Origin of the sequence: Kitasatospora sp. NPDC127116 (assembly GCF_042677365.1) — a bacterium.
Taxonomy (GTDB): domain Bacteria; phylum Actinomycetota; class Actinomycetes; order Streptomycetales; family Streptomycetaceae; genus Kitasatospora; species Kitasatospora lactacystinica.
The window spans coordinates 113,242-135,244 of record NZ_JBHXTL010000005.1 but is presented as its reverse complement, the minus strand read 5'-3'; the positions used below and the strand labels follow the sequence as shown (position 1 = coordinate 135,244).

The 22,003-nt window shown below is 69.6% G+C and carries 13 protein-coding genes; 4 read left to right on the top strand and 9 right to left on the bottom strand.

Annotated features, from left to right (window positions below):
• Positions 1–7: 7 nt before the first annotated feature.
• The 7 genes from ACFVHV_RS03770 to ACFVHV_RS03740 all read right to left on the bottom strand — a co-directional run bounded on the left by ACFVHV_RS03770 (position 8) and on the right by ACFVHV_RS03740 (position 15,397).
• Positions 8–3,604, bottom strand: coding sequence for a hypothetical protein (locus ACFVHV_RS03770; RefSeq protein WP_359907324.1), 3,597 nt, complete (start codon positions 3,602–3,604; stop codon positions 8–10).
• Between the two features lie 14 nt (positions 3,605–3,618).
• Positions 3,619–5,919, bottom strand: coding sequence for a hypothetical protein (locus tag ACFVHV_RS03765; RefSeq protein ID WP_359907326.1), 2,301 nt, complete (start codon positions 5,917–5,919; stop codon positions 3,619–3,621).
• A gap of 7 nt (positions 5,920–5,926) precedes the next feature.
• Positions 5,927–9,169: a DUF6603 domain-containing protein gene (locus tag ACFVHV_RS03760; RefSeq protein WP_359907329.1), complete on the bottom strand. Its 3,243-nt coding sequence runs from the start codon at positions 9,167–9,169 to the stop codon at positions 5,927–5,929.
• Between the two features lie 20 nt (positions 9,170–9,189).
• Positions 9,190–9,711: a ricin-type beta-trefoil lectin domain protein gene (locus tag ACFVHV_RS03755; protein WP_359907332.1), complete on the bottom strand. Its 522-nt coding sequence runs from the start codon at positions 9,709–9,711 to the stop codon at positions 9,190–9,192.
• A gap of 97 nt (positions 9,712–9,808) precedes the next feature.
• Entirely contained in the window at positions 9,809–10,330 is a 522-nt protein-coding gene (locus tag ACFVHV_RS03750) for an RICIN domain-containing protein (RefSeq protein WP_380348619.1), read from the bottom strand.
• Between the two features lie 146 nt (positions 10,331–10,476).
• Positions 10,477–13,569, bottom strand: a complete 3,093-nt coding sequence (locus ACFVHV_RS03745; protein WP_359907338.1) for an amino acid adenylation domain-containing protein — start codon at positions 13,567–13,569, stop codon at positions 10,477–10,479.
• 658 nt (positions 13,570–14,227) lie between these two features.
• Positions 14,228–15,397: a hypothetical protein gene (locus ACFVHV_RS03740; protein WP_380348617.1), complete on the bottom strand. Its 1,170-nt coding sequence runs from the start codon at positions 15,395–15,397 to the stop codon at positions 14,228–14,230.
• 204 nt (positions 15,398–15,601) lie between these two features.
• Here ACFVHV_RS03740 and ACFVHV_RS03735 point away from each other — a divergent pair, with 204 nt between their 5' ends.
• Both ACFVHV_RS03735 and ACFVHV_RS03730 read left to right on the top strand, forming a co-directional pair.
• Positions 15,602–16,039, top strand: a complete 438-nt coding sequence (locus tag ACFVHV_RS03735) for a hypothetical protein (protein WP_380348615.1) — start codon at positions 15,602–15,604, stop codon at positions 16,037–16,039.
• Positions 16,040–16,583: 544 nt separating this feature from the next.
• Entirely contained in the window at positions 16,584–17,132 is a 549-nt protein-coding gene (locus ACFVHV_RS03730) for a histidine phosphatase family protein (protein WP_359907347.1), read from the top strand.
• A 449-nt stretch (positions 17,133–17,581) separates the two neighbouring features.
• Here the strand turns inward: ACFVHV_RS03730 and ACFVHV_RS03725 are convergent, their stop codons facing one another.
• Positions 17,582–18,094 (bottom strand): hypothetical protein, encoded by a 513-nt coding sequence (locus ACFVHV_RS03725; RefSeq protein WP_380348636.1) that lies wholly within the window; start codon positions 18,092–18,094, stop codon positions 17,582–17,584.
• 1,177 nt (positions 18,095–19,271) lie between these two features.
• Between ACFVHV_RS03725 and ACFVHV_RS03720 the strand changes: the two genes are divergently transcribed.
• Together ACFVHV_RS03720 and ACFVHV_RS03715 are read left to right on the top strand one after the other, a co-directional pair.
• Positions 19,272–20,084: a leucine-rich repeat domain-containing protein gene (locus ACFVHV_RS03720; RefSeq protein WP_380348613.1), complete on the top strand. Its 813-nt coding sequence runs from the start codon at positions 19,272–19,274 to the stop codon at positions 20,082–20,084.
• A 314-nt stretch (positions 20,085–20,398) separates the two neighbouring features.
• Positions 20,399–20,854: a hypothetical protein gene (locus ACFVHV_RS03715; RefSeq protein WP_359907353.1), complete on the top strand. Its 456-nt coding sequence runs from the start codon at positions 20,399–20,401 to the stop codon at positions 20,852–20,854.
• Positions 20,855–21,200: 346 nt separating this feature from the next.
• Here the strand turns inward: ACFVHV_RS03715 and ACFVHV_RS03710 are convergent, their stop codons facing one another.
• Positions 21,201–21,929 (bottom strand): hypothetical protein, encoded by a 729-nt coding sequence (locus ACFVHV_RS03710; protein WP_359907356.1) that lies wholly within the window; start codon positions 21,927–21,929, stop codon positions 21,201–21,203.
• Positions 21,930–22,003: the final 74 nt, after the last annotated feature.

Here is a 22,003-nt window from a genome sequence, read left to right as displayed (position 1 = left end):
GACCTCCTCAGCGGTTCCGGCGGAACCGGTCTTCGGGGTGTTCGGAAACGGCGCCACGCAGCACCATGCGACCGTTGCGGGCCGTGGGGGGCGTCGGGGGGACCCGCGCGACGGAGTCGGCCGGCCCGACGGGCAGTTCGGTCCAGCCTGCCGTACCGTCGCGCCGGGGCTGGGCGAAGGTCCACGTGCCGTGCCGGGTGGACGGGCGGGGGGCGATGAGCCGGTCGCCGCCGTCGGTCGGCTCGATGCACGCGAGCAGCGGGCCGATGCGGTAGGAGACCTCCATCCGCGCGAGGGCGGGGGTGACGCGCGCGGCGGGCAGCTGCCAGGGGACGGTGGGCAGGATATCGGTGGCGGCGTGGACGGCGGCGCGCGGATCGATGAGCATGGTCACGTACTTGATCGGTGTGGCCCCCGCGATGTCGAGGGTGAAGCCCGTGCCGATCCCGCTCAGGTACGTGGTGGTGGGCTGCTGGGGAACGGTGACGGCGCGCAGCAGGCCGTAGTCCGTGTCCTCGAAGTAGCCGATCAGACCGTCCCGGAGGTTGTCGGCCCTGCCCAGCCGCACGTTCCAGCGGTGGCCGAGGAAGTCCGGTGGCGGCGGCGGGGCCTGCTTGAGGCCGACGACGTACTGCCACGCCTCCCAGCTGGAGTCGTAGAGCGGCGGTCCGTCCAGTTCGAAGCGCAGGCGCCCCCGCACGAGGGCGAGTGGTCGGCCGACAAGAACGGACATGGTGCGGTCGTCCCAGCCGCCGAGGGGGTTGACCGTGTGGAGGGTCTCGTCGACGGCGGACAGCAGGGCCGTGAAGGCCGGTCCGGCGTCGGCGCGGGCGGCGAGCGCGGCGAGGAGGCCGTGCAGGTGAGTGAACCGGTCCGCCAGGGAGTCCAGGGTCGGGAAGGTGCTGTGGGGGGTGGCCTTCCAGAACAGGCTGTCGTCGTAGGCGATTCGGAGTTCACCGAGCGGGCCGCCGTCCGGATCGTAGGCGGTCAGGGCCCGGTCCAGATGGTTCGGAAGCAGCCAGCCGCAGACCTGCGTGGCCGAGGAGTACGGGCTGACCACTGTGTCGTCGGACTGCGTCGAGATCCAGTCCGCGCACAGGCGGGCTGCCTGGAGGAGGCGGGGGCGCAGTGAGGCCATGCGGTAGGCGGGCGGGACGACCGTCCGCGTGTCGTCCAAGGAGACGGCGGCGGACAGGTGCAGTCGCTTCTCGGCGCTGCGCAAGCCGGTATCGGATTTCGTCTGAGCGTCGCCCTTGTCGGGGTTGATGACGTCACAGACCTGGCCGAACTGGTCCACGACGTGCAGTTCCGAGAAGTAGAACTGGCCGCTGCGGGTCTGGAGGAGCCGCGACGGAGGCCAGGTGCCGCTGTCGGGCGCTGGGCCGGGCGTCGGCGCGGTGTGGTGCTGTCCCGCGATGAGTGCGGGCAGCGACCGTGGGTCGGCGGGGTGGGCGGAGGCGTTCGGGTCGTACGGATGCATCTGGGTGGCTGGATCGCGCAGGCCCATGCGCTGGGTCAGCCCGCTCAGGGCCTGGCTGAGCAGGTCCCAGCCGGTGACCTTCGCCTCCAGGTCGAGGAGTTCGGGAGTGAGGACGCCGGGATTGTTCTCCTGGTAGCGCCGGACCTGTGCGGCGAGGTTGAACACGGCGTGGGGGGTGAGCAGGACCCGTGCCTTCTCCTCCCGGTAGTCCTCGGGAGCAGGGACCGGAGCTCCGTTCCAGGTGTAGGTGTACCCGTCGAAGGTCCAGTGGGTGCCCGTGGAGTCCTGGTAGGGAAGGGAGTAGTGGAACGCCCGGTAGGTGAGGAAGAGGGGTTTCCACGGCTGGGTCCAGGTATCGGTGCCGTACTGCGGTGCGACGCCTGTGACCTTGGTTGGGTCGGCGAGGGCGGCGGCGAGCACACCGGCGTTCTGGGCACGGTCGAGGACCCAGAACTCCGTCAGCAGCCGATGCACCGTCTCGGCGTACGGGTGCTGCTCCAGCGTGTCGGGAAGGGAGGCCTCGGGCCCGGGAACGGCGCCCACGACGGCGGTGACGAGGGACATGGTGAGCCGGCAGTTCACCGTGGTACGCAGGTTGGGCAGGGGCGCGGGCGAGATGCCGCGGAGCATGACGACCGGATCGACCGCCCGGTGGAAGCCGGGCAGCGGCACGCGTTTGAGGACACGGGTCCGGATGTCCCCGCCGTGCCCGGCCAGATAGGCGCCCGCGGCAACGGCGACCGCGTCGGGGGTGTCGCCCCAGGGCACGTGGTCGCGGTCCCGGGTGGCGGTGCGCCGACGGGTGATGTCCGCATCGGCGGCGTGGACGCGGGCGGCGATGCTCTGCGGCGCGGTGGGGTCCAGCGCGGCGCTGAAGGGGTCGTCGTACTGGTCCGGCAGTTCGGTGTTGAAGGTGAGCAGCCAGATGTCGTAGAGCTGTTGGCGGAGTGTGGTGAGGGTACGGCAGCACTGGTCGTGCGCGGCCTGGGCCTGATTGAGGGTGTCGAGGAGTGATTCCTCCTGGGCCGTGAGCGTGCTCGGCACCGGCAGGGTGTTGTCGCTGCGGTCGCGGTCGTGGATCTCCCAGGTCCAGCCGCCGGGTGTGGTGGCGAACCAGGAGTGGTGGATGGCGTCGTCCACGACTGCGGGGGCGTCGTTGTCCAGGCTGTCCAGGAGGCCGTACTGCAGGGCTTCGAGTGCGGCGATCTCCGGCTGGGGTGTCTGGGTGGCGGCGAGCAGCGCGGTGAGGGCGTCGGCGGAGCTGTGGCCCACGGCAACGTCGACATCGACGCCGGCCGGCCGGGGCGAGGGCGGCACGCGGTCGGTGTCCGTCCAGCGGTCACCCTTCCGGTCCCAGGTGAGACCGAGGACCTGCCCGGTGTACAGCGCCGCCGTCGGGGGCGAGGTGGGTTGGTCGCCGACGACCGTCCAGTAGAGCTCGGACAGGTTCGTCGCGTGGGTGAGCGGGTCGTCGCGGGAATCGGCGTGCCATCCGGTGACCAGGTAGCACAGGTCTGCGGTGTCCTCCACGTCGTCCAGGGGATCGCGCATGGACAGCACGTCCTGGTTGTGCGGCTGGAAGGCGGTGAAGGCGAGTTGGCCGGAGCCTGCGGCGGTGACGAACGACGGCGCGGGGCTGGGGCCGCCGTCCCACTCCTTCAGCGGGACGGTGCGGCCGATGAAGCGCGTCAACGCAGGAGACGAACCGTCGGTGGTCGTCCCGACGCCCGGTGCCCAGTCGGGGTTCAGGAACGGGGTGGTGCCGCTGTGCGAGTCGTCTCCGCACCAGTCGCTCTCCACGATCCAGCCGCGTGCCTTGCGCCCATCGACCGGACCCCAACCCCGCACGACCAGCCAGCGGTTGGGGATGCGCGGGAATTCCGCGTGCGCGGACGGCTGATCGAGACGGCAGTTGCGCAACGCGCCCGGCAGCTGCCACTGGAGGTACACGCCCTGGTCGAGTGGGACGGTGTTCAGCGAATCGTCGGGTGACTGTCCCTGGAGCAGTAGCCGGTAGTCCGATTGCCACCGGTCGAAGGGGCGGCTCGTCAGCATGGGTGGGTTGACCAGGAGCGCGTCGATCTCGATCGGGACGACGAGGGGGACGGGCGAGGGGGTGTTCACCGAGTGGCGTCCCTTCACGACGAGGAGTGCTTGAAGGTCATCCGGAGGGGGGAGGCGATCATCTGAACGGCGAATCCGGCTGGGCCGAGCTCGCCGTCGTGCGCGTGCGCACCGAGCAGTTTTCGCAGGTCCGCGCTGAAACCCGCCACCTTCAACACGCGGGGCAGGCCCGCGCCGGATTGGCGGTACGCGTCGCTCATGGGCTGGTAAAAGTCCAGCGGCGCGCCGACATCGGTGACGAGGTCGCGCAGCCGCACGTGGTCGCCGTGTGTGCCGTCGTCCGGCTGGTATCCGAGGTGCATGGCCTGGGGCGGCTCCGCGACGTCGATCTCATCGAGGAGCCCGTCAACGACGACCAGCACCACATCGGGCGCGAGGACATCGGCGCGCACCGGCGTGAGGACTCCCGCGCTGCCGTCCGGTCCCGTACCGCGGACCCGCAGACGCAGCGCGGGCCAGGTGGGCACCAGGGCGGAACGGACGAGGAATCCGGTCATGGCCCGGGGGAATTTGTCGATCGCCGCTTTGGCGAGCCGGTCGTTGGCGGCGAGGTCCAGTGAGGTGCCGGCGCCGACGCTGAGGGCGCCGTACACGAGGGCGCGTTGCCACGCGGGATCGACGTGGAACAGCCGCAGAGTCTCGTTGGGCAGGGCCCGGCTGTCAGGCACAAGATGGTCGAAGGGAACGGGGTAAAGCAGGGCGAGCCGGTCGAGCCAGTCCAGGACTGCAGTGGCCGGGGTCCTGGCGACCATCCCCAGAGCACGGCAGAACTCGGCGTCGTCGAGGAAGGCCTTCAGCCGATCCCGCTGGCCCTGCACAGGACTGGTCGGCGCGTCCGCGCCGCTGCCGCGGTCGTGCGGAGGCCGTGCCTGCTGAACGAGGTCGGCCAGACCGCGGCGGACCGCCGTGTCGAAGACGTCTCGGGCGGCGCGCGGGGCGAGCAGTGCGGCGGGGGCCTGCCCGTCCAGCACCGCGCCGGTGCCGCTGAGGCTGCCGTGGCGGCGGCCGGGACGGGCGGTCAGCGCCCGGCCGAGGGCCTGCCGGACGGCGCCGCGCCAGTTCATGAGCGAAGTGGTGAAGGCTCTGTCGGCCATGGCGAGGGAGCGGCCGATCGTCCAGGCGGCGGCGTAGCCGAGGTCGTACACGCCGCCGAACTGGTCGTAGACCATCCAGGCGTCGGCGCTGTAGGGCGCCGTGGGCGTGGGGGCGATGGCGGCGGGGGTCGCGGTGAGCGGTCCCCGGTACCAGGCGTAGGTGTGCTCGCCGGTCGGCAGGATGTGGGACACCGGGACGAAGCCACGAGTGAGGCGGTCTTTGAGGTCGCCGTCCGCGCTCTTGGGGTCCAGGCGCAGCGTGAGGGCGTCGGGGTGTGGGGAGCCGGCGGCGGCGAGCTGCTCCATGACGGCGCCGAAGTGCGCGCCGATGTCGGCGAGCGAGCGGAACGTCCAGGAATGCAGGGCTACGAGGCGTAGCGGGGGAGTTTTCGCACCGGCGTCGTCGTCGGAGGTGGGCAGCCGGTCCGCGTGCCCTTCGAGGGAGATGAGGTGGGCGGCGTACTGTCCGCCGGCGGGATCGGGGAAGCGGTTGGTGAGGACGACGCTGTGCAGGCCGGGCTGCTGTGGGTCGTCCGTGTCCACGGGTTCGGCGTGGCGGGGTGCGGTGCGGACGGCGCCGTGGACGGATCGGGAGCGGGCCAGGGCGGAGAGGGCCGGAAGGGACTCGGGCTCGTCGCCGCCCAGGCGCAGGTGGGCCAGCAGGTGCAGTTCGTCGAGGCGGGGTGCGACCCGGGCGAACAACGCTGTGGGGACGTCGACGGTGGCGCAGTTGCCGCCCAGGACGTCCGCCTCGACACTCGCGGGGTCGATCGCGGGGGCGACGGCTTCGCTCGGGGGCGTGGCGAGGAGGTCCTTGACCTTGCGGGTGTCGGTGCGTCCGGTGGCCTCCGGGTCACCGGGCAGTTCTCCCGCGGCGAACAGCAGCAGGGCGAGGAACGGCGTCTCCCGGGGGGCTTTGACGCCGACCGGGGTCTGCCAGGGCAGTTCGGGGTGGTCGAGGGTGATGTGCGGCAGGACGTCGTCGAAGGTGCCGACGCAGCCGTGCGCGGGGTGGACGGAGTGCACGGCGTCGGGCGGGAGGCGGAACCGCGGGGTGCGGACGTCCAGGATACGGACGACGGGATCCGCGAAGTAGGCCTTCGCGGCGGGGTCGTCGATTCCGGGGAGGTCGTGGGTGACGGTGACCCGGTACAGGCCAGCCTCGACCTGGGGGACCGTGTTGTCCCGGAAGGCGTAGTCGGTGCTGGGGAGCGAGGTCATCGCGTGGTCACGTGCCTTCCGGGAGGAGCAGTGGCGCGGCTGTCAGATCGTGCCCCGCGAACGCCGGGTAGCGGACGAGGGGATCGTCGCTGCCCTGGCCGGCGCCGGGTGCGTATCCGAGCGCGCCGAGTCGGGTGTAGAGCGCGGACCGCCGTCCGGCGTGGGTGCTGTCGGCGATCTGGTCGGCGATCGTCCCCGGTGTGCCGGCCGCCTGGTGGGGCGCGGGACCGTCGGGGACGTCGGTGCCGTCGTAGGGCATCGGGCCGGTCATGGGGTCGGTGGCGAAGCGCCTGGCGGGTGCCACGAAGGGGTCGGGGGCCGGAATCGGGTCAGGGAGCGGGATGCGCAGGCCGTCGTAGTGGTGGACCAGCCCCGGGCCGTCGAGCGTCAGCTCGTCGCGGCCCCACAGTGAGACGGGCCCGGTGCCCGGCACCGCGGTGGCGGGCCACGCGGAGGTGTCGACCGTCTTGCCGTCTGCGTCGGTGACCGTGACGGTGTGCACCGAGTCGGTCTCCGTCCGGAGCGGGCGGACGAAGAGCGCGCCGCCGTCCGTTCCGCTCCCGTCCGTGATCTGCCGGGTTCCCAGGTACAGCCGGGTCGCCGGCACGGCGGCGGAGGTGCCGAAGACGAAACCGCGGTTGGTGGCGACCCAGACCGGCGGGGCCGCCGGATCCTCGGGGGTGCCGACGGCCTCCTCGTCCTCGTCGGGGCTGGTCGTCATCTCCTTCATCTCGGTCCAGGTCCGCCTGGAGGAATCCTGGGGCGGCAGCTGGCTCTGGAACGCGCTCCAGGACACCGCCTTGTGGTCGGGACTGGGGTCGCCGAAGTCGAAGGCCCAGGACAGGAACCACAGGTGGACGTCGGCGTGGCCGCCGGCCGGCGGCGACCACCAGTCGAGGTCGACGCCGATCTCCACACTGACGGTGACGTGCACGAAGGCGACGGACACGGTGGCCTGTACACCGACGGAGACCCCGACCGCGATCTCGGCGTAGAGGGGATTCCATTCGAAGAGGCCGTCGAGGTGCGCGGTCAGCCACGCCTTGAAGGCACCGGTTTCGTACACCAGGGCGAGGGATCCGCCGAACATCAGCCCGTTGGGCGTGACGGTCGCGTACACCTCGCCCCGGGCGTGCGTCTTGTCGTCGATCGTCCAGTTCAGTCCCAGGCGGGGCACGGCCGGGTACCAGTCGGGCTTGTCGTAGGCCGGGTGGTAGCCGCCGAAGCTGAGGACGAAGTCCCCATGGTGCGGGCTGGGGTCGATCCAGGAGCATACGGCGAGGCCGCCGGTGAGCTTGGCGTATTTGGAGACGACCCAGGATTTGTTGCCGAGCTCGGCAGAGAGCTGCAGCAGCCCTTGCGAGTGCACGTACGACGCAGAGGCTGCGAGCTCGATGTGCGCCATCGTGGGGGTGGTGCCCTTCGAATCGCCCGTGGCCGCGGCGGCCTTCTGCGGCGGTTCCCTGGGCAGGTCGCACACGCCGAGGGCGTCCAGCGAGACGACCAGGTCGTTGCCGAACTCGACGAGCAGGATGGCGCGCAGGTCGACGAACTCGACGATGCTCGCCCGTAGTCCGCCCGCGATCCAGTACTCGCCGCTGTCGGGCTTCACCCAGGGGTGCGACCCGCCGGTGAGGACGTTCAGGACGTCCATCGGACGCGGATCGTTCCCGCCGAACAGCGCCGGGTCGTCCACGCCACGCAGCAGCGGGAACTTGTCGATCTCCGCGACACCGGGCAGCCGGACCTGGCTGTTGTAGCCGCCGCCCAGGCAGATGCCCTTGACCCGGAACCACGGTGGGCCCAGGCCCTGGGCGTTCTTCTCGCCGACGGAGAGGCTGCCGAACAGGAAGAAGGAGGCGAACGGATCGCCCGTGGGACGGGCGTACGCTCCGACGACGGTGGCCACCAAGGAGGGCAGGGTCAGGAGTCCGGCCCCCTCGACGAGCGGATCGTAGTGGTCGTCGGACCGATAGCGCAGCGCCGCCAGCAGCTCGGCCGGGCCGGTCCTCACCTCCACTCCCAGGCCGCTGATCGTCGGCTTCTGCCGGCCGTGTTCGGAGCCCTTGAGACAGTAGGCCAGCCCGAGCCCGTAGACCTGGAAAACGATCGGCCCCAGGGCGAAGGTGAGGTCCATGGTGATCGCCATGGTGCCGCCCTCGTATCCCAGGCTCACGGTGTCCAGACGCAAGGGCCCCTCCGAGGCGGGTCGTGGGTGTTGCTCGGCCTTGGCATCAGGAGGGGTGTCGTCCGACTCGGTGTCCTTGGACAGAGCGCCGAGCCGGACCTTCACGCCGTCCCGCGGGATGCCGCCGATCTTGTAACCCAGTGTCGCGATCGCGCCGGCCTCCAGCGGCGGGTCGGGGAGCGTCGGCACCGGGCGGGCGGTGGTACCGACGGTCTCGCGCAGGATCTGCTGAAACTCGGTGAGCTTCTCCGATTCGAGCTTTCTGCGGACGAAGGTCAGCCCGGCGCTGGAGACCACGAGGCTGGACGTCGACGGGATGATGTGGGCGAGGGGTGAGAGCGAGGGGACGTCCCAGCCCAGGTCGGCGGTCACCACGGTGATCCCCCAGAGGAGGGGGTCGAGCCATTGCAGGACCGCCACCCAGGCGACCTGGTGGCCCTCGGAGAGCCGGAGGCTGCCCGTGATCACCGTCGCCTTCCTGCTCGGGTCGTTGCCGATCCACAGGTCGGTGAGCTCGATGTCGAGCTGTTCGTCCATACCGAACCCGAACGCCTTGGCGGCCTTGCCGAGGGTGAGACCGCCGGGTGTGGTGACGGTGCCGGAGCCGTCGAGGGCGAACGCGTAGGGGGTGTCCCCGGAGGTGCAGGTGAGGACGCCGCTGCCAGTCGACTCCTGGCCCCGCAGGACGAGCGCGGGCGAGGTCAGGGTGCCGGATTTCTGCAGAGTGCTGTAGTCGTGGACCTTTCCGTCACTGGTGGTGACAGTCCAGCCGGAGGCGAGCGGGAACGTGAGGGTGTAACCGCCGACGTCGTCGGAGGCGGCGGTGAACGCGGCCTTCACGGCCGTCGTGCCGCCCTTGCCCGGCAGCGTGACACTGCCGGCCGCCGTCAGCCCGTCCGGGTCCGTGGCCGCAGCGGTGATGGTGAGCGTGCCGCCGGTGAGATAAGTGCCGAAGACCGTGTCGGACGCGCCCACGCCGAGTTCCGTGCCGGTCAGGGTGAAGGTCCTGCCTTGGGCGTCGGCCAGCCGGGTGCGCAGGTCCTTCAGCGTCATCGAGGCCATGGGCGGCTCCTGTCAGGTCTCTACGCGGAGGGTGAGAGTGACGCGGGCTCGATCACCGGAAGCCAGACGTCGTTCGTGCCGCTGTCACCGCACGGCCAGAGCACGACCGGCTTGGCGGAGTCGGGGGCGCCGAGGCAGTACGGGGTCTCGTCGCTCCTGATCCGGAAACCGCCCGCCTGGGGCACGAACCGCCAGTGGGTGACGTCCGACCCGGCGCAGTCGGTGTTCACGATCTGGGTGCCCTGGCTGCCGTTCGGGGCGGAGACACAGCGGATGCCACCGTCGCCGATGATGTACGGGCCTGTGCCTGCCCGGCGGTCGATGAGCCAGCGTTGGCCGGTGAGCTGAGGATCGAAGTCGCGAATGACCAGGGGGCCGCCGGGGTCGGTGAGGAGTTTGGTGAGGTCCGAGGCGAGTCGGACGGTGACCCAGTCCGCGGTGTCGGGCGCATCGGCGGATGCCGGTGCCTGGCAGCCGACCGCCGCGAGGGGTAGGGCAGCAGCCAGGAAGATCGCGAGTTGCCGATGGACTCCAGCTGTCACCGGACCGAGCTTAGGAGGCGGTCAGCACCGTCCCCTGCCCGGCGCGCGGAGCTTCACCTCGCCGGGGCAACGACGATCGAGCGCAGCCGGAGGAGCCTCACCGGGGCTCGAAGACCGGCAACCAGACTTGGTCCGTGTAATTGCTGCAGCTCCACACCATGACTTCTCCGGCGTCCTCGGTGAAACCGTGGAAGCAGGCCAAGGTGTTCGCCGCATCGGCGACCTGGAAGCCGGCGTCCTTGTGCACGAGTCTCCACGTTCGGTGAGGTGACTGGGCGGAATCACAGGCGGCGGGCACGATCCAGCTGTAGTTCTCCAGGGACGCCGAGGACAGGCACGAGCTGCCGCTCGGGTCCCTGATCGTGTAGCCGCCGGTCCCGTCCGGGTGTAGGAGCCACCGCTGGTCCGTGTGGTCCTTCACCTCCTCCTTGAGGTGGGTTTGTTGGTCCTGCCCCATCGAGGTGAGAAGTATCGTCATGTGCGACACCTGGTGCAGCGTCACCAGGGAGTTCGGCGCCGCCTGGGCCTGGGCCGACGGCCCCGGGCGACCGGACGCCGCCACCCAGGCGAAGACCCCGACGGCGACCCCCCGACACCACTTGCTCGACAGCACACGCACCTCCGCTCCTCGGTCCTTTGGATCCGGCTGTGGCCACGGGCCTCACGTCGTGGGGATCGACCACCTTCCGGTCGAGCATGAGACCCCCGGTCCCGGGGGCGTCTCCCCCAGTGACCACAGAAAAGCCCTCTCAGGCACCGTCGCGACTACACCGGTCCCGCTCCGACCAACTCCGCGATGACCGCCCTCAGTTCGTCCACCAGCTTCTGGGCGCTCTCCACGGTCAGGATCGCCGCGTAGAAGGCAAGCGCCATCGACAACCTGCCGTCGTCGAACCAACTGTGCAGGACCAAGTCGGCCTTGATGTGACCGAAGTCCTCCGGCAGCTTGGCCAGCCTGGTCTCGCCCCAACTCGTCGGGTGCGGCGGGTAATTGTGATGGTTGTAGGTGACCTGGAATCGCGAGCCGAACGCGGGGTTGTCATTACCCGGGATGCACCGGGCGGCAACCGGAGGCGGAAGCAAGGAGTGTGTTTGCGCCGTGACGACGCTCTCCGCGACCCTTCGCAGTAGCGCGGATGCCCCCGTGTCGTTGCGTACCAACGCGCGGATGACCAGCATTCCCCCGAACGGTCCGATGATGTCCGAGAGCGCGCCGTCCCGGCGGTTCGAGACGGGTGACCTGATGTACAGGTCCTCCTGGCCGGTGAACCGGTGCAGTACGAGAAAGAGCGAGGTCAGAAGGACGACGTACGGCGTGACCCCAGCGCTTGCACAGAGTCCCCTGATTGCTCTCGTCTCCCCCTTGCTGAAGTCGTACTGGAACGCGTCGCCCCGGTGGCTGAACACAGCAGGTCGAGTCGGGCTGGCGAGGGGGATGTCGATGTGCTCCGGAAGGCCCGAGAGGGTCTGCCGCCAGAAGAGTTCCTCGGCATCGAACGCCCCTGCCGCGACAGCTCTGCGCTCCGCCAGAGCGATGTCGCTGAAGCGGCGCGCTCGCCCGTCGTGGGCCGGCATCCCCGACTGCAGCCGAGCGTAGGCTTCACCGATGTCCCGGGTCAGCACGCTCATCGACCACGCGTCCGCGATGGAATGGTGCAGGTTGAACGCACAGACGAGGGAATCGTCCGATCGCCGGAACACCGAACACCGCAACAAGGGCGCCGCAGAGGTACGGAAGAGTGTTCGGCGCAGCGCCTCCATCGTGCCGGTGGAGCGGGACTCACACTGAATTTCCAGGGCCTCCACGCTCCCTGAACTCTCCGTGTGCGCAGCGGCGACTCTCCCGAACAACTTGCCGTCGGTATCGGTGACGAAGCTGGCCCGCAACGCCTCCTGCCGGTCGATGGTCGCGGCGAGTGCATGTGAGAAGAGGCCGATGTCGAACCCGTTGCCGACTCGAAATCCGAAACAGAAGTTCTTGAGGAAGGTGAATTCACCGGCTGGCTTCCGCAGGTCGTGTTCCTGCGAGAGGCTGGGGACGAATTCGTAGCTCTGCGCGGCCATTAGCGCATGCCGCGACGGGGTCTCGACCACTGACGGGGTTTCGACCGCCACGGTTCCTCCCAGGACGGCGGCGACCCCGCGGACCGTCCTGCCCGCGTAGATGGCCTCCATCGATGTCTCGCGCGAGAGCCGCTCCTTGATGGCCATCATCATCCTCATCGCCGTGAGCGAGTCCCCGCCCAGCGCGAAGAAGTCATCCTCCACCCCGGCGCCCTGGTGTCCGAGCGTCTCGCGCCAGATGTCCAGTAGCACACGTTCTGTCGGCGTCGCTGCCTCCGCCTGCGACGACGGCGCGCGCAACCCATCGTCCAGAGCCGAGCGCAGTGCCGATCTGTCGACCTTGCCGCTGGAGTTCAGGGGCAGGCTGTCGGTGAATCTCCACACTGCCGGAACCATGAACGGCGGGAGGTGCCGGGAGAGGTACTCGCGGAGGGACTCGCCGGAGACACCTGTCACACCTCGTGCGAGAACGACGAATGCCACCAACCCCTTGCTGCCGATGCGGTTCTGCCAGGACAGTACGACAGCGTTGTCAACGGAACGGTGACCGAGCAGCGTGGCTTCGATCTCCTCGGGTTCGATTCGGTGACCGTTGATCTTCACCTGATGGTCCGTGCGCCCGACGTACAGCAGCGTCCCGTCGTCGGTTCGCCTTACCAGATCTCCGGTCCGGTACAGCCGCCCGGGCGTTTCGCCGAACGGGTTCTCGACGAACCTGCCGGCCGTCGTGGCGGTTTGGACCACGTATCCCCGTCCGACCCCGACCCCGCCGATCCAGAGCTCGCCCGTGCCGGCGCCGTCCACACGATCCATGCGTTCGTCGAGAAGATGGATCTCGGCGCCGGGGATCGGCTCTCCGAGCGGAACGACGTCGTCGCCCTTGGTGAAGCCGACGTGATAGAGCACCACGTCGGAGCATTCCGCCGGCCCGTAGGAGTTCACCAACCGCACGCCGCGGTCGACGATCGCTTCCGCGAGACGGGGAGGAAGCGACTCTCCGCCGAGCACAACCACCCGCATGGAGTCGCACAACAACACGTCTTCCAACACGCGGAATGCCGAGGGCGCGCAGTTGGTCCTCGTCGGGCGACGGCGATCCACGGCGGCCCGGACCCCGTCGACGTCGCCCGGGCGCCGCCCAGCGAAGATCACCTCGCCGCCGGACGTCAGCGGCTCGAAGATGTTCTTCTGGGTCAGGTCATAAGCGATCGAGCTGACCACCAGGGTCCTGCTGTCACGGCCACCGCCTGTCGCCTCTCCTGAGTACCACGCGCAGAGATTCGCGAATCCATGATGGTGATTGAGCGCTCCCTTGGGCTTTCCTGTCGATCCGGAGGTGAAGATGCAGTAGACGAGGTTGTCCGCGGTGGTTTCGCGCGGGAGGTCGGTATTCGAGTGTGCGGCGACCTGCCCCCAGTCGGAGTCCAGACACAGCACCTGTTCTGCGACACCATGACGCAGGTCCAGGTGCGCCTGGGTCAGCAGCATTGAACTGCTGGCCTGCTGCGCGAGGATCTTCAAGCGGATTTTCGGATACGAGGGATCGAGCGGCACGTACGCCGCTCCAGCTTTGAGGACACCGAGCAGTGCGATCACCAGTTCGAGGCCGAAATCGGTGCAGACGGCGACGAGGTCGCCGCATTTGACTCCCGAAGCGATCAGGTATCGTGCCAGCTGATTCGCCCTGGAATTCAGCTCCTCGTAGGTCAGCTGCTCGTCACCGGCGGACACGGCGACCGACGTCGGGGCCTCGACGACGCGATCCTCAAACTGGTGATGCACACTGACGTACAAGGGGTGCCTCCCCGGCTCACGGTATGGCGGCCAGCCTCCGCACAAGGCTTGATGTGCGCCTATGGGTACCAGCTCGGCGATGAAGCGGCCAGCCGACACCCCACCTGGGCCTCCCCTGCCGTGCGGGAGGTGCCGATCAACTGGTCAGAGCCGGTGTGAGTGGTTCGACGGCCACTGGTTTGGCCGTCGCCCGGTCGGCGTAGTACTTCGCCTCGTACTCCTCGATCTCGTCGATGCGGCCCTGGCGCTCGCGGATCGTCGCGAGCAGAGGCCGAAGGGCGTATCGGGGTCGAGGCCTCTCGCCCGCCCCGCAGCTGGCTATGGACGAAGAGCAGAACACCACCATGCTGGTCCGACGAGGAGGGGCGCTGGAAAGGCTTCGGCACCCATTGAATGGATCTGGGCGTAATTGGTGCGAATGCTGCTGATGGCGGCAGGATTTGGCAATAATAAAAGCCTTGGGTGCAGTTGAGTCTTCCGAGGTTCGGACGCTGGGACGGGAGTATTCTGGCAGGGACATGAAGACCGCGTGGTCTGCCTTCGGCCGCCCCAGCGCCCAGCCAGCCCTCCGGCGGCCTTGGGCGGGTCGGCGGCCAGGACGGGCGTGGTCCGGCGAGTGGACAGACCACGGCACGGCAATACGGGGCGTCCGCCCTGCTTATCCGGTGGGACCGGTCGGCGGCAGTGGGACGACCAGGGAGTCGAGGGCCTGTTGGGCCCGGCCGAGGTTGTCCTTGCCGGCGCGGCGGAGGCCGGCCTTGGCGTACTTCTCGACCATGGTGGTGGACTTCCAGTCCTCGGTGATGACCAGGATCTCCGCCGTGCTGTAGCCCTGGGCGGCGAGGTCGGCGGGGACGCCGGCGCGCAGGCCGTGGCTGGTGGCGTTCTTGGCGTCGAAGCCGGGAGTGCGGGTGACCATGCGCTTGAAGGCGCGGTTCACCGAGTGGCCGGTCATGCCGGTTCCGGAAGCGGGGACGGGCATCAGGTTGCCCCAGCGGGTGATGCCGCGTAGTAGCGGCAACTGCGGTTCTGCTTGGCCGAGTTCGGCGAGCAGTGAGATGTAGGTGCGGACCACGGTGATCGCTACCGGGTCGCGGACGACGTACTCGCGGCCGGTGGACCAGTGGTCGCTCTTCGATGTGCGCTTGCCGACGACCATCTGCTCGGTGCCGTCCTCCAGGTGCTCGAAGGCGACGGAGTCGATGCGGTAGGCCGCCTGTTCGGAGCGCCGGGCACGGGTGCGGTAGCCGAGGTGCAGGATCGTGAGGTCTCGCCAGCGGGCGAGCGGGATGTCGGCGGTCGTGCCCTGCTGGAGGTGGGCGATGCGGGCGGCGTCGACGGGCGGGCTCGACTTCGGGGTGCGGCGGGCGCGGGCGTGTTCGGCGGCCTGCTTGCGGATCAGTTCGGCGGTCGCCTTCTTCGGCGGCCAGTTCTCGTACCCCGCACGGGCGTTGGCGTCGCGGATGGCTGCCATCGCCAGGCGCAGGGAGCTGACGGGCGCGCCCGTGCCGTCGCGGCCGCCGCGGCGGCGGAGGTGGGAGACGTAGGAGACCATGTTCGCCTCGCTGGTGCGCGGCCCGGGGTGGCGGCCGTTGTCGGCGCACCAGCGGGCGAAGTAGCGCCACTGCTCGGCGTAGGTCTGGCTGGTGCGTGCCGGCCGGGCGGAGGCGAGGTCGTCGGCCGCGTCCTCGGTCAGCGTCTCATTGGGGTCGACCCCGGCGTGCGCGAACGGCGCGAGGGCCTGGCCGTCGTCCACCAGCTCGCCGACCACGATCTCGGTGGAACGCTCCACCAGGGCGGGCAGGCCGTCCGACGCCTCGGCATCCACGGGCGCTCTCCTTCCGGTACGGCGGGCTGATGATCCGTCCGGGACAGCCTATCTGTACCGGGCGCTGTGTTGCGTCCTCTAAATCCAGTTAGAGGACGCAACACAGGAGCTGGTACATACGGCATCTCAAGGCGCCTTCCGCGTCTCTGGCGTGTCTGTCGTGGTTATTTGTGTTCGGCCAGCGGAGCTGTAAAGGTGTCCGCCATGAAGATCACGATCACCGTGGAGAATCCGACCCCCGAGGCACTCAAGAATCTGCTCGCTCTCGCCGCCATGCCGACTGCCGTCGTGACCGCGGTGCCCGACGACCGCTGGACGCCAGAACGGGCCCGCTCGTACTACGACCGTCTCCCGCCCCGTGCTCAGCAGATCCTGCTCCAGATCGTCGAGGGCGAAGGTGAGTGCGCCGCAGAGGAGTTGAAGGCAAACGGCCGAAGTCTTCGGGGATCCACCGGCGCGTTCCGCCGGGTGCTCACGGAGGGCAAGCGGACCGGTCTCTGGCCCGACGCGCTTCCGGTGCCCCTGGTCTCCCACATCGTCGGCGGGCAGCTCAAGAAGCTCGAGATGCCAGGACCCGGCACGGAGCAGTACGCACTCCCGGTCTTCGAGGAAGGACTGCGCGATCTGCGGACGGGTGGCTGACAGGGCCGATCCACTCAAGTCTGCGAAATCACTCGGCGCGATGATCAGCCACTGAGTCGATCCCGGCGCCGCTCGCAACCACCGGGCGGACCCGTCCTCGGCAGGCCGGGACAGGTCCGCCTCAAGAGACCGAGACGACCGTCACGGGGTCGGTAAGCAATCGAAGCAGTCGGTGTACCAGCCCTGGTAGATCAGCTCCCGCAAGGCGCCCCCGGTCTGCGTGCCGACCATGCCGTCGATGTCCAGCCGGCCGCGCGCCCGCCCGAACGGTCTCCACCGTGCCGGGCGGGCGCGCGGTCAGCAGGAGAACCGTCTCGTCCACCTCTTCAGGGGTCGTCATGGCCGGTCAGGGTTGAGGTCCCGCACAGCCGTGATCCAACGATTTCCCGCCGGCACCGGCCCGCCCACCGGCACTGGCGGAGGCGGGACGATCCGTTCGCGGCGGCCGAGGCCGGGCTCCTCGCCGCCCGGGTAGTGTTCGGCTCCAAAAGATCAAGCGATTCCGTCGGGCTGCACCGCGGCCTGCGGGCAAGGGGAGGCCAACGTGATCGTGGGTACCGGCCGGAGACTCGTCCTGATCCGTCATGCGCAGGCCGAACGGGAGACGGCGGTCGACAGGGAACGGCGTCTCGACGAGCGGGGACGGGAGGAGGCGTCCCGGGCCGGGCGATGGCTCGCGGGTTCCGGCATCACGCCCGATCTCGCGCGGGTGTCCGGCGCCCGCCGGACCAGGGAGACCTGGGAACACGTGGGCGCCGCGTTGCCGCGGCTCCCAGAGACGGTCCACGAGCCAGGACTCTACGACCTCAGTGTGAGTATCCATCGACGGGAAGCGGGGATCGGCGAGCTGGTCGCGATGGTGCGTGAGAATTCGGACCACGTGGGCGACCTGGTCGTCGTCGGACACAATCCGAGCCTGCCCGAGCTGGTCCGGCTCCTCGCCGGAGCAGCCGACGGCGACCTCTCACGGTGGGTGGAAGAGTCCGGGTTCCCGACCGCCTCCGTGGCCGTCCTCGAATTCGACGGTTCCTGGCAGGGGATCGGGCCCGGCGCAGCGAGGATCACCGCGTTCTGGACGCCGTCGCAGGGTTGAGACGGTGCACCCCGGGGCGTCGGCGCATCCGACCCCACGCACCACCACCATGGCCAGCCCCACCGGCTACTGAAGGTCTACCGGGGTGAGCCGCTCGGCGGAGGACACACACGGACGCGGCGCTCGACACCCTGCTCGGTGCCCTCGGGACCGGTCGCGAAGCGCTGGCGTTCACCGGCAGCGTGGAAGGTGGCCTCGAGAGGTGCAACGGCTGGCCCGGGCAGGGTGCCGGCCCCGGGCCCTCGCCAGCGGTGCTCGCGGCCATCGCGGTGACGGACGACGAACGCGCCGCCGAGTCGACGACGGGCAAGCCACCCTCGTCGGGCTACTGAAGCGGATCTCCGACGTCCCCGCGCCGGTCGAGCCGACACCTCGGCAGATCGGCATCCCAGCGCAGGCTGCCCTGCCCAGTCGTTGGAATCGTCCAGAAGTCGGCTGGGTGGTAGCGATCAGCGGTTCAGCCGGTGTCGAATGTAGTCCGGCGGGGTCGCGCCGATCTCGATGCGGTTCTCGTCGAGGCCATTGACGATCCGCAGACGGCCCTCGGTGAAGGCGAACCCCACCGCCACCGTTGCGGCCGCCAGGTCACGGTCTGCCGGCCGCCACTCAAGCAGCGCGACCTCGCGCAGTTCCTGGCCGATGAACTGCCCCAGCCGTTCATCGCTGTGGGACCACTGGGGCGTGAGCTCGGACCGCTCCCACCCGGTGATGGCCGCTGCGGTGTCGATGGTGTTCCAGCCGATCGAGAGTTCGTCGAGCTTCGCGTGGCAGACCTCCACCCGGAGGCCGTCGAAGTCCACCACCACCGGGCAGTCGGCGAACCAGTCGTCGTCCCCGGCGAAGCGCACCAGCGCGAACCCCGTCAGCCGCCTGCCGACGAGCGTTGCCAGACGTGATTCGTGCGCCTGCCGAACCGCCTCGACTCCTACCAGGAAGGACGGTTTGAAGCCAGAGATTCCCATGTCCACAGCAGCTGAGTCTTCCTGCCCGCGACGCAATCGGCCAGCACGTATTCGAAGCGGCAGGATCCTCGGCGGCACTTGACAGCGTCGATTCCACGGAACGATACGGATGACGTGTCCTTCGACGACGCCGGAGTTCGAAAGCAGGGAGCGTCCTGCGACGATGACGGCGGCGAGGGCGCGGAGGCCGGGCTGGTCATCCTGGCGGACCGCGCCAAGCCGTTCCGGGAGCCCTCCGCTCTGGTGTCCCGTCGACATGACGGCGAAGGAACGGATGCGCGGTGTGAGAATGTCGAGCCCGGAGTGATGGACCAGGAGGACAATGCTCGCGGGGAGCGCTCTCGGAAAGCTGCGTGAACAGCCACTGCGTACTCACCGGCTCCTAGCTCACGGGTGCTGCTCCTCCTCAGGGTAACGACAGGTCCGCTGCCAGGAGTTCGGCCTCGTGCTCGCGAGCACGGTTTCCTCGGCGCCAGGCTGAAAGAGCGGGGCTTCCGGGTCGGCCTCGAGCTTCAGCCCTGCGCAGGCTGGGTTACGGATTCGAACTGAATAGATTCGCGTATCCTGAGACGAATCACAGCAGGTCAGGAAGTGTCGGCCCCGCACACGCGGGGATGGCTCCAGGAGCGCCGCGGCGACGGCGAACATCCCGCTGTCGGCCCCGCACACGCGGGGATGGCTCCTGCCGAGTACAGCCGAGCTTTTCAGGAAGCACGTCCCGAGTGGTCCTACCGAGTGGGCGGACCCTGGTGCTGTGCTGGTTCTGCCTGCTTACCTGCTGGTCGAGTTCCGCACCACCTTCGACCCCGAGCCCTGGCATGCGGTGGGTTGGCACGTCCACCAGCGCGGCGGACCCGGAAAGTAGAGGAGATCCGTCGAGCGGCAGGGCTGAGGACTTGAAGCGGGCCCTGGTCGGGTGGCGATTCCTGCCGTTCTGCCAGAACGATGCTTTCCGAGCGGGTGGATAGTGCGCCTGTGCCCGGCGGTCGGCCGGCCGTGGTGGAGCAGGGCGCGGGTTTTCGGCCGGGAACCGAGTGGGAGGGCGCGTTCCGCCTCGCTGCCGGCCGGCTTGCCGGTAGCACGTGACGGTACGGCACCGGACGCAGCCGGGCCGGCGGACGGACAACAGGATCCGATCACGCCCACGACCCGTCGGCTGTGACGTTACCGTGAGCGGATGAGTGAGGAGTCGAAGCCACAGGTGTTCTCGAACCACTGGGCCCGCGCCGTCGGTCCCGACGGCCATGAGTCGCCCCGCGATCTGTGCACATGCCTCGAGCGCCTCAGCACCAGGCCCCAGCGGCCGACCCGCTTCCACCGGGAGCGTCAGGACACCACCGCACCGGGATGGATCCGCCTTCTCGAACTGGTCGAAGAAGCGGCAGCCGACGGACGTGAGGTCTTCGAACCGCTCGTGGAACTCACCGCGGAACAGCGGCGCCAGGTCGTCACGCTCCCCCCGACCATCGCCGGGCTCACCTCGGTCAAGCACCTCGTGCTGTACGGCAGCAACCTGGTGCGCATCCCACCCGAGATCGGCGCGATGCGCAGCCTCGAGGAGTTCACCCCGTACACCTCCTACCGCCTGCACTGGTTCCCGTACGAGATCACCCGGTGTGCCGGCCTGCGCCGCAGTACGGTGAGCACCCGGGCCGTCTACGGGAACTACAAGCGACGGCCGCCGTTTCCGCGGCTGTTGGCGACGACCGCCGCCCAGGGCGTCGACTTCGAGGACCTCGACCCCGGTGTGTGGGGTGCCGCGGTGATCCGTACGTGCAGCGTCTGCGACCAGCGCATCGAGGGCGTGAACCTCCGCCAGGCCTGGATCTCACTGCGGACGTCGGGCGCCGACGTCCTGCCACTGCTGGTCAACGCTTGTTCGACGGCCTGCATCGACGCGCTGCCGGTTCCGGCCGAGGGTTACGTCCAGGCGCCGCACGCCGGCGGACCGGGTGTCGAGCAGCCGCCGGCCGGCCCGAGCCCCCGCTGACCCGTTCAACTGCCTCAGCAGGTCCCGCGCCGGGCACCCCAGGACGTCACGGTGCTTGTCACGGCGTCACGGCAGCGAAGGCCCCATGGCGCCCCGCCGGCGTTTTCCGGTCGCGCCGGGGGGATGTGCACCTGCCGTCCTTGAGGGGGACGACCAAGGCTGCCGCCCCAGGCGCAGGCGAGCGGGATTCGATGCCTGGGTGTCGATCAGGACGGCGCTCGGCCCCGGTACGTCTCTCTGAACTACGCATTGTCCTGGCGATCACCCGGCGGGGCAGGTACCTCGCGGTATTTTGACCGGACATCGTGGGAGGGATGGGCAGGCAGGTGGACAGTGATCGGCGGCGGCACGCAGCCGTCATGGCGCTCGGTGCGCTCGGGCGGAGCCACGACTACCGTGACCGGGCGGATGCCGGTCACGGCCTGGCAGGCTTCGCCGAGATGCGGGAGGCACTCGGGCCACTGATCGAGCTCGTGCTCGACCCAGGTGACACCTTCGTGACCCGAGTGACCGCAGAAGCCCTGTTTCGGCGAAAGGACAGGGTCGGGCTGGCGATAGTCGCGTCTGCGCTGGCAGCCGCTGACTCGAATCACAGCGATTGGATCCACACCGCAATCGTCGACGTATTCGGCATCTTCTCGGACGACCGGGACAAGGCGTTGGAGCTCTGCGAGGAGTTGTCACGGGACATCGACGACCGCGTCGCCCTGGGAGCCTGCCGGTTGCACGAGATGCTGGCCGGGATCGACCCTGTCCTTCGTCCTGCGTAGCACGGGGCGAACGCGGCCGTGAGAGTGCAGGAGCTCCACAGCAGGGGTCACCTGGCCGAGCAGCGGGCCACCGGGGCCGCCCTGTCCCCCTCGGGACCTGGGCGGCCTCCGGACCGCTCCCCGTCGTCCGTTCCGCCACGACTGTGGAGCCCCACTCGAGGGCCCGCGGCTGCGCCCTGCGGCCCCTGCGGTGACGCGTAGTCCGCTGTGAACGGGCGGAAGTGCTCGTAGCGGACGGTGCGAGGCCGTTTCAGCACATGCTGCTCGGCGTCGGGGAACCGGCCGTTCATGCTCCGGCAGGCCCACGGCGGGGAGCCGGCGGCAACCGCGCCGACTGCCGACGGGGTCAAGCAGGCAGATGGTCGTCCACGAACCCCTGCGGCCCCGTCCGGGCCCCTGCCGTGTTCCGGCGGCGCACCGCCTCTGCCGCGAGCAGCGCAGTCGGGATGGCCGCGGCCGGCACCGTCCACCACGGCAGGTCGGCCCAGAACGCGAGCACCGCGGGCATGACGCAGGAGAACAGCGTCCAGAAGAAGAGCGACCGGGCGAGGGCGAACGTGGTGGGACGGCCGGTGAACAGGAGTGCGCCCAGGGCGGCGGCGAGCACCGCCAGCAGCGCGGCGAAGGTGCCCAGCCCGGCGATGAGCTGCGCCTCGTCGCGGGGCTCGTCGACGGAGGCCTGCGCGACGCCGGCCCGCTCCAGGCGCATCACCTGGCCGCGCCACACCGTGCCGTCCACCCGGTCGCCGGGCTTCAGGTCCTCCAGCAGCGGCCCGGGGTTGCCGAACCGCACCGTGCCGCTCCAGGACGGCGCGCCGTCCAGCGTTGCCAGGTGGTCCTTGTGCCGGAGGACCGTGCCGCTGACGGTGAACGGCACGGTGCGCACGCATTCCTCGACCGCCGTGCCCGGGTTCCCGGCCGGGCAGGTCGTGGCGACCGAGTACGAGCGGGACCGCTCGGTGTCGTCCGGCATCCGGACGGCGAACACGTACCAGGCAGCCGCTGCCGGAACGAGCGCCGTCGCAGCGAGCAGCGCGCCGCCGGTGCGGGTCCATGGTGAGGGACGGTGGGTCATGACGGTTCTCCCCCCGGTCCGGTGCGTGGCCGGAACGCCTGGGTTGCCGTCGCCGGGGCGTGCCGCCCCGCCCC